8 protein-coding genes are annotated in these 8984 nt (G+C 39.7%); 4 read left to right on the plus strand and 4 right to left on the minus strand.

Features of this window, described 5'->3' with window-relative positions; genetic code table 11:
• Positions 1–605: MFS transporter (locus tag GQR46_RS11795; RefSeq protein ID WP_165741047.1), on the minus strand; the 605-nt coding region annotated here is incomplete at its 3' end.
• Positions 606–802: 197 nt separating this feature from the next.
• Here GQR46_RS11795 and GQR46_RS11800 point away from each other — a divergent pair.
• Positions 803–1600 carry a M48 family metallopeptidase gene (locus GQR46_RS11800; RefSeq protein ID WP_010553413.1) on the plus strand — a complete coding sequence of 266 codons (798 nt, stop codon included), beginning with the start codon at positions 803–805 and terminating at the stop codon, positions 1598–1600.
• 67 nt (positions 1601–1667) lie between these two features.
• On the opposite strand, the gene GQR46_RS11805 is transcribed toward GQR46_RS11800, so the two are convergent.
• The 3 genes from GQR46_RS11805 to GQR46_RS11815 form a co-directional block, all read right to left on the minus strand.
• Complete coding sequence (locus GQR46_RS11805; protein ID WP_165741048.1) at positions 1668–2684, minus strand: alpha/beta hydrolase; 1017 nt, start codon at positions 2682–2684, stop codon at positions 1668–1670.
• A 161-nt stretch (positions 2685–2845) separates the two neighbouring features.
• Positions 2846–3634: a nucleoside-binding protein gene (locus GQR46_RS11810; protein ID WP_165741049.1), complete on the minus strand. Its 789-nt coding sequence runs from the start codon at positions 3632–3634 to the stop codon at positions 2846–2848.
• Positions 3635–3766: 132 nt separating this feature from the next.
• Positions 3767–5080, minus strand: coding sequence for a Na+/H+ antiporter NhaC family protein (locus GQR46_RS11815; protein WP_165741053.1), 1314 nt, complete (start codon positions 5078–5080; stop codon positions 3767–3769).
• Between the two features lie 362 nt (positions 5081–5442).
• Between GQR46_RS11815 and dapB the strand changes: the two genes are divergently transcribed.
• The 3 genes from dapB to carB form a co-directional block, all read left to right on the plus strand.
• Positions 5443–6246 carry a 4-hydroxy-tetrahydrodipicolinate reductase gene (dapB, locus tag GQR46_RS11820; RefSeq protein WP_165741050.1) on the plus strand — a complete coding sequence of 268 codons (804 nt, stop codon included), beginning with the start codon at positions 5443–5445 and terminating at the stop codon, positions 6244–6246.
• Positions 6247–6608: 362 nt separating this feature from the next.
• A complete protein-coding gene (carA, locus tag GQR46_RS11825; protein WP_165741051.1) occupies positions 6609–7745 on the plus strand; it encodes a glutamine-hydrolyzing carbamoyl-phosphate synthase small subunit in 1137 nt (378 codons plus the stop codon).
• Positions 7746–7761: 16 nt separating this feature from the next.
• Positions 7762–8984: carbamoyl-phosphate synthase large subunit (gene carB / locus GQR46_RS11830; RefSeq protein WP_165741052.1), on the plus strand; the 1223-nt coding region annotated here is incomplete at its 3' end.

The raw sequence follows: 8984 nt of genomic DNA on the forward strand, positions 1-8984 counted from the left end.
AATAGAGCGAGGCCTTTTTTCTCATTTTTATGAATAGGTATATCTATTAAATACACTTGTACAAACGCTAATATTAAAAAGCTATATCCAGCAAGAACCAAAAATATGGTTGACCAAACAGAAAATCCTAAAATAAACGAACCAACAGAGGGGGCTACTAACGGTGCTACCATCATGATCATCGACACATACGACATTCCCTTAGCTGTATTTTGCTGATAAATATGGCGAATAATACCCGGTACGACTACGGTTGCTGCCGCTCCGGTAAATGCTTGCACTGCTCTAAGAGTCCAAAACGCATGGATTTCGGTTGTAAATGCGAGTGCAAGTGAGCTTGCGCCAAATAGGGTTAAGCCAATACGTGCGAGCTTACGGCGGCCAATTTGATCGGCAATAGGGCCAAAAAATAACATCCCCAATGAATAACCCGCTAAGTAAATACTCAACGATATTTGTACATTTGGCATATTAGTTTGTAAATCGCTTGCAATTACCAGCATGGCGGGCAAATACATATCAATAGCCAAAGGAGTAATCGCCACGATACTGGCTAATAAAGGCAATAAAATACGGGTATTAAAAGACGAGGCTGAGGCGTCCATGTGTAAACTCAACAATCACTAAAAACAAGGGCTATAGTGTAACAGGGCATTGTATTTGGATAAACTTAGTTTGCCTGCTAAGTTTATCGTCTTATCGCATCTTTTTAATATAAAGGTATATAAAGCAAATATTTTAAATTGGTACTGTGTTTGCTATTCTACAAGCAATAAAAAATTCATTACTTAAGAGAATTATCATGAAAAAACTAGTACTTGCAGTATTAGCGACAGCCGTTTTAGTCGGTTGTAAAACGTCACCAACTGGACGCACTCAAATAGCGCTTTACTCAGATCAACAAATGAGTGAAATGGGCACTGCTAGTTTTGCAGATATGAAAAAAAGCCAACCAATTAATAAAGATGCAAAAACAAATGCATATGTAAATTGCATTGCTGAAAAAGTAGTCGCTGTATTACCAAAAGAATACGCGTCGCAAAATTGGGAAGTAGTTGTATTTGAAGATGAATCTGCTAACGCTTTTGCACTACCTGGTGGTTACATTGGGGTTCATACGGGCTTATTAAAAATAGCCACCAATCAAGACCAACTAGCAACAGTGCTAGGGCACGAAGTAGGGCACGTAATTGCTGAGCATTCTAATGAACGTGTTTCACAAAGCTCTATTTTAGATACCGGTATGCAACTTGGTAGTGCAGCACTTGAAATGGGTAACATTCAATACCGTAATGAAATTATGCAGGGTCTAGGCTTAGGCGCACAGTATGGTGTTGTTTTGCCATTTAGCCGTTCGCACGAGTCAGAAGCTGATGAAATTGGCTTAGATTTAATGGCTGAAGCAGGCTTTAATCCACAAGAATCAGTAACCCTTTGGCAAAATATGAGTGCAGCAGGTAGTGGTACAACACCTGAGTTTTTATCAACTCACCCAGCGCCAAGCAGTCGTATTAAAGACTTACAAGCACAAATGAGTAAAGCACTTAGTGAGCAAAGTACAGCTAAAGCACAGGGTAAAAACCCACAATGTAAGTTGTAATTTAGCTTCTATAATAAAAACCCTGTAAGTAGTTTACTTACAGGGTTTTTATATTCAGCACTCACTTCTATTTAGTTGTAAGCGCCTTTTGTAATACATTTTTAAAGCGTTCAAAATCTTCAATGTGCGGCAGGTGCCCTAAGTTATCTAGTTCGAATAATTGTGCGTCAGGAATAAGTGTTGCAGCGTGTTTGCCTAATTTATCGTATCGACCAAGCTCGTAATCAACATCCTCTTTTTTCCAGTTACGGCCTGGACCGGTTCTATCGCGTGTACCAATAATTAATTTAACTGGCACAGTTAAATCTTTAAATTCGGTTATTACAGGTTGAGTGAAAATCATATCGTATGTTTTTGCATTCACCCATGCCATTTGTTCTTTATCTGGGCCTTGTATTTGCCCTGTTATAAAGTCAGTTAAGGCTGAATATGTTGTATTCCACTTACCATCGTAGTAATTTTTTTGCTGATAACGTTTAACGCCTTCCGGTGTTTTTGAAAGCTCGTTTTTATAGAAAAAATTAGTATCTTTGTAATCAACATACTGCAAGTAGTTTTCAAGCCCAATAGGGTTTAATAAAATTAGCTTTTTAGTGGCGTTTGGGTACATTAATGCAAAACGACTCGCTAGCATCCCACCCATAGAGTGCCCAATAACAACTGACTCTTTTATATTAAGCGAGTCCATTAATGCGCGCGTATGATGAGCAAGCGTCGCAAACGAATACTGGTAATTAGTTGGCTTAGACGACTTGCCAAAACCAATTTGATCAGGGATTAATACCCCATAACCTAAAGATTGCAGGTATTGCGCAGTGGTAGTCCAGTAGTCAGCATTAAAATTTTTGCCATGCATAAGTGTAACTGTAGGCATATCGGCTTTAGTTGGCTTTAAGTAAATATAAGCCATTTTTAATGATTGTTTTTGCGACTCAAGTGCAAAGTAATTTACCTTAAAATCGTATTCGTAATTGCTTAATAGTGCATCATAAGAAAGGGCGGATGTATCTTGAGAAGTGCCAGCTAAGGCATTGTTTGTTAGTACTAATAAAGTAGAGAAACAAATCACTTTAATCGACGACATTCAGTTACTCCTATTAAAGGCGAGCGCTTGGCTTAAAAAGAAGTACAACAATAACTAAGTATTTAAACCTGTTCAATTAAATGTTTTACGTGGACGAAAAAAAGCGAAGCTAAAATAGTGCTTCGCTTATTATTACTGAGTAAAGAGCTGATTGTTGAAGCTTAAAATGTCCACTCAATATGGATTTGTGGTACCGATTCAGTGACTTCAGTACCTAATTTGTTGTGCCAGTATTGTAATTCCATTCCCAGCAGTAGTGTGTTTTCTTTCATTTGAAGGGCGTGACCCATATCCCACACTAAAATAGGCTGTGCTAGTATCCAAGCTTCTACATCGTTACCAAATTCATCTTCACGCTCTGCGATGTATTCAGCGTGGCCTTTAAAGCTAAACTTTTGTGAGCCAATAGTGAAAGGATATTCAAAAGCTACATCAAGCATCCAACTATTAGTTTCAATAGGTGCGCCGCCTTTTGCTACACCTTCACTATCGTCAATGTAGGCTGTGAACAGCGTTTGAAAAAAGTTAAACCCAGGTACATCCCAGCTTAATTTAACACCTGGTAGATACTTCATTACTTTTGCATCACCAGCAACGTTAATACCGCCCGTTAGGCCAACATCTAATAATGCGCCAGAGCCAATTTGCTTACCAGTGATGGCAGATAAGCTAACCGTTGAGTACCACTCACCATAAAAATCAGCATCTTGGTAACCGTCATCTATATCGTCTTTACTGTAATCAATAAAAAAGAAATTATCGCCGTAGTCATAGCCCGATGCATGTTGAAGCGAGTAAACAGTGGTGTCTGACTCTTGCTCAGTGAATGGATTTTTTTGGCTGCCATTATTTATATGTACTGCTGTACTGCTCCAATTGGCAGCGAAAGCCGACGATGATAAAGCGAGAGAAGTAAGGGTAATAAAAGGGAGTAATTTTTTAAATTTCATAACTGTTTATAACTATAATTTTAGTGACACGCGGAAGCGGCAATTATAGCAGAAGAGATTGATTTGTTGATCGCTAATTTAACACATGTTGCAGCCTACTTAATAAGCTGCAACATGTAATGACTCAATTTATTACGCTTTATTACGGCGTAAACAAATAATAGTAATTGCAGTAAAGGCTAAAATAAAGCAGTAATAAGAAGACGTTGATACTTCCCACGGGCTAATTTTAAACGTAGCGCCTAACAGTAGCGCTTGTGCGCCATAAGGAAGTGAGCCTTGCGTTACACAAGCAAATATATCAAGCAAACTTGCAGAGCGTTTACCGCTTATTTCACCATCATCTGCCAGCTTTTTAGCAATAGGGCCAGCAACAATAATAGATACGGTATTATTAGCAATACACATATTACTTGTCATAACCAATGCTGCAATACCTAATTGATCGGCCACTTTACGGTGCCATTTTGCGATGATTTTAGTTATGGCTTGAATTTTTTGAGCAATGTAATCAAGGCCACCATTAATACGAATGAATTCAGATAAGCCACCAATAAACATTGATAGTAAAAATATTTCCTGCATATCGGTAAAGCCTTTGTAAATATCTTTTACAAAGCTTGCGCCTTCATAGCTTCCTGTAAAGCCCATTAATGCAGCAAAAATAATACCGCTAAACAACACCACAAATACGTTTAGGCCAGCAACTGCTAACACTAAAATAAAGGCATACGGAAGTACTAACCAAATATCGTAATCCTTGGTTTCAACAACTTGCGCTGCGGGTGTTAAATAAAACAACAAGCCAATAGTTAGTATTGCAGCAGGGACTGCAATTTTAAGATTTTCTTTAAACTTATCTTTCATTTCACAGCCCTGTGTACGTGTGGCTGCAATAGTCGTGTCTGAAATAATTGATAAGTTATCGCCAAACATAGCGCCTGATACAATCGTACCTGCCATTAATGCTGGATCTATACCTGTTTTAATAGACACCGCATAAGCAATAGGGCCAATAGCACCAATTGTTCCCATGGAGGTGCCCATAGCTGTAGATACTACAGCAGCAATTAAAAATAATCCTGGGAGCAACAAAGCGGGAGGAATAAGTGATAAACCTGCATTTACTACCGCATCAACACCACCGGTTGCACTAGCCACGGCTGAAAACGCACCTGCAAGTAGGTAGATTAAACACATGGTTATAATATTATTGTGCCCAGCACCTTTAATAAAAGTATCAACGCATTCGTTTACCGTGCCCTTGTTTAAAATAAACGCAAGCATAATGGCGGGTAGTATAGCTACGGGAGCAGGAAGTTGATAAAAAGCGTAATCAACCCCTTGCGATTGCAAGTACAAACCAGAGCCTAAAAATAGTGCTACAAAGGTCAGTAGGGGAAGTAAAGAAAGTATAGCTTTGTTTTTATTAAATGATGGCTGCATCATATTCCTCGTAAACAGTTTAGTAATACAACAGCCAAAAACTCCTCTTTTAGCTGAATTTAGCGAGTCACTCTTATTTTATTAATTAAGAAGACCGCAGCGCCCGCAAGCCAAAGACCAAATCGACGCGAAAGAGAAGTTTAAATGTATAGATGGCTAAAGTAAACTGGTATTGTTATTATTATTAAATTAAAAGGTCACCTGACTATTGCATGACTTTTAGATAATATCTACAAAGTAACGCTATTTTCAGCGATTAATATTTGTCCAACTGCATAAAAATGCCCAAGCGCGTATTTGCAATGCTTCGGATATATACTCAGATTAGTAAAAATGGATTTAAATTAAATTAGGTAAAAACAATGACTACAAATCGAATAGGCGTTTTTGGTGCTAATGGCAGAATGGGCTTAGCTCTATTAGAAGCAGCGACAATTAAAGAGCAAACACAACTTACAGGTGCATACGTTCGTGGTAGTTCATCGTTATTAGGCATTAATGTAAATCAAGTAAATAGCGCAGCCGACAACAGTGTTAGCTTTAGCGAAGAAACCACAATAGATAATGTAGATGTTTTAATCGACTTTACGCTTCCTGCAGGTATGAAAAATCATTTAAAAACCGCTGTAGCACAAAAAATTCCTATGGTTATTGGTACAACGGGTTTAACAACCGAGGATATGGTGCTACTACACGATGCAGCCAAACATATTCCAATTGTATTTGCCCGAAACTACAGTGTTGGCGTAAATGTACTATTAAACCTAGTACAAACAGCGGCAACTAAGTTTGGTGACGACTTAGATATCGAAATATTTGAAGCGCATCATCGTCATAAAATAGATGCACCATCAGGCACAGCACTCGCCATTGGTGAATCAATTGCACAAGCTAAAGGCTGGGATCACGACGAAGTTGCTGTATACAACCGCAGCCAAGTGGAAACAGCTAAATCGCAAAATGAGATTGGTTATTCGGTACTAAGAGGGGGCGATATAGTAGGTGAACACACTGCATACTTCGCTACAATGGGCGAAAGGCTTGAATTAACCCACAAAGCAAGTTCAAGAATGACGTTCGCTCTAGGTGCTGTAAGGGCTGCAAGCTGGTTGAGAAACAAACCTGCAGGACTTTATGATATGCAAGATGTGCTAGATCTTAAGTAGTTTAGTTACTTTTTTAACTGTTTGGGTCTAATTTCACCTACAGTGACTTGTTTGTAACAATTTACTAAAAAGTGTTAGACCTAAATAGCAACTTCATGTAATATGCAGCCAATTTGCCAAAAATTACTAAATGCGTGTTTCCAATTATACCCAAATGGCTAGTAAATCCTGGGTTTCAGTGGGAATAAAAATAGTTTTAGGCAAGAAAAAATGATTGAAGGTTTAGCGTTTTATATCGGCATCATTTAAGACTGCGTAAAACTATTTAAGCTCACAAAAATCTAGTTTTGACGATCCCTCTGGGTATTGGCGGGGTGTTAAGCAATTGCTTACTCCCGTTTTTTACTGTTAGGAGGTTTAACTTGACTAAATCCGCTCTGTTAGTCCTAGAAGACGGCACAGTGTTTCGCGGTACTGCAATCGGCGCTGACGGCATGTCAGTCGGTGAAGTAGTATTCAATACGTCTATGACTGGTTATCAAGAAATTTTGACTGATCCATCATACGCGGAACAAATCGTAACTTTGACGTACCCACATATCGGTAATACGGGTACCAACAGCGAAGACGAAGAAGCGAATCAAATTTGGGCTAAAGGCCTAGTGATCCGTGATTTGCCACTGCTAGCAAGTAATTTTCGTAACGAGCAATCGTTAGATGATTACTTAAAAGAACGTAATATTTTAGGTATTGCGGACATCGACACCAGAAAGTTAACTCGAATTTTGCGTGATAAAGGCGCACAAAACGGGTGTATTATTGCTGGCGACGAGCTAGACGAAAGTAAAGCGCTACAAGCCGCGCAAGCCTTCCCAGGCTTAAAAGGTATGGATTTAGCAAAAGTTGTCTCAACCAAGGAAAATTTTGAGTGGCGCGAATCAAGCTGGACATTAGGCGAAGGATTTAAAACTCTTGATGCTGCTGATGAAAAGTTTCATGTTGTTACCTACGACTTCGGTGTAAAGCGTAATATTTTACGTATGCTTGTAGACCGTGGTTGTAAACTTACAGTAGTACCAGCGCAAACCTCTGCCGCTGACGTACTGGCTTTAAACCCTGATGGTATCTTCCTATCTAATGGCCCTGGCGATCCTGAGCCATGTACTTACGCTATTGATGCAATTAAAACCTTTTTAGAAACCGACACACCAATTTTTGGTATCTGTTTAGGTCATCAGTTATTAGCCCTTGCCTCAGGTGCTAAAACAGAAAAAATGAAATTTGGCCACCACGGCGCTAACCACCCAGTTAAAGACCTAGACCGCGATGTAGTTATGATCACAGCTCAAAACCATGGTTTTGCAGCGCAAGAGTCAAGCCTGCCAAGTACGCTTCGTGCCACGCACAAATCGTTATTTGACGGAACGCTTCAAGGTATTCATCGTACAGATAAACCTGCGTTTAGCTTCCAGGGTCACCCTGAAGCAAGCCCTGGTCCACACGATGCAGCACCATTATTTGACCACTTCATCGATTTGATGCAAGCGCGTAAACACTAATTTAACTGGAGTAATAATGCCAAAACGTACCGACATAAAAAGCATTCTTATCTTAGGCGCAGGCCCAATTGTAATTGGTCAAGCGTGTGAATTTGACTACTCTGGTGCTCAAGCGTGTAAAGCACTTAGAGAAGAAGGCTACAGAGTTATATTAGTTAACTCAAACCCTGCAACTATCATGACAGACCCTGATATGGCCGATGCAACATACATCGAACCCATTCATTGGGAAGTGGTAGAAAAAATCATTGAAAAAGAAAAGCCTGATGCAATACTGCCTACAATGGGTGGTCAAACAGCATTAAACTGTGCACTTGAACTAGACAAGCACGGTGTATTGGCTAAGCACGGCGTTGAACTTATTGGTGCAACGGCTGATGCAATCGACAAAGCAGAAAACCGCGAACGCTTTGACGTAGCAATGAAAAATATTGGTCTTGAATGTCCACGTGCTGAGATTGCTCATTCTATGGATGAAGCCAAAGACATCATAACGCGCATTGGTTTGCCATGTATTATCAGGCCTTCTTTTACTATGGGCGGCACCGGCGGCGGTGTGGCGTATAACTTAGAAGAGTTTGAAGAAATTTGTGAACGCGGCTTAGATTTATCGCCTACTAGCGAATTATTGATTGATGAATCACTAATTGGTTGGAAAGAGTACGAAACAGAAGTTGTACGTGATAAAAACGACAACTGTATTATTGTTTGTACCATTGAAAACTTTGACCCGATGGGTGTTCACACTGGCGATTCAATCACTGTTGCACCAGCGCAAACGCTAACTGACAAAGAATACCAAGTTATGCGTAACGCCTCTATGGCAGTATTACGTGAAATTGGTGTAGAAACCGGTGGTTCGAACGTACAGTTTGGTATTAATCCAGAAGATGGCCGTATGGTTATCATTGAGATGAACCCACGTGTATCACGTTCATCTGCACTAGCATCAAAAGCAACGGGTTTCCCAATTGCTAAAATTGCTGCAAAATTAGCTGTAGGTTACACGCTTGATGAACTTCAAAACGACATTACTGGTGGCAAAACACCTGCGTCTTTTGAGCCTTCAATCGATTACGTTGTTACAAAAATTCCTCGCTTTAACTTTGAAAAATTTGCCGGTGCAAACGACCGTTTAACTACGCAAATGAAATCAGTTGGCGAAGTAATGGCAATTGGTCGTAATCAACAAGAGTCACTACACAAAGCATTACGGGGTCTTGAAGTAGGCGCTACAGG

This window comes from Pseudoalteromonas sp. Z1A6, assembly GCF_011378745.1.
Lineage (GTDB): Bacteria > Pseudomonadota > Gammaproteobacteria > Enterobacterales > Alteromonadaceae > Pseudoalteromonas > Pseudoalteromonas arctica.

Excerpts from the sequence above, each read along its gene's own strand:
- GQR46_RS11805 (WP_165741048.1), bottom strand. The coding sequence starts at position 2,684 with ATGTCGTCGATTAAAGTGATTTGTTTCTCTACTTTATTAGTACTAACA.
- GQR46_RS11815 (WP_165741053.1), bottom strand. The coding sequence starts at position 5,080 with ATGCAGCCATCATTTAATAAAAACAAAGCTATACTTTCTTTACTTCCC.
- GQR46_RS11800 (WP_010553413.1), top strand. The coding sequence starts at position 803 with ATGAAAAAACTAGTACTTGCAGTATTAGCGACAGCCGTTTTAGTCGGT.
- dapB (WP_165741050.1), top strand. The coding sequence starts at position 5,443 with ATGACTACAAATCGAATAGGCGTTTTTGGTGCTAATGGCAGAATGGGC.
- GQR46_RS11810 (WP_165741049.1), bottom strand. The coding sequence starts at position 3,634 with ATGAAATTTAAAAAATTACTCCCTTTTATTACCCTTACTTCTCTCGCT.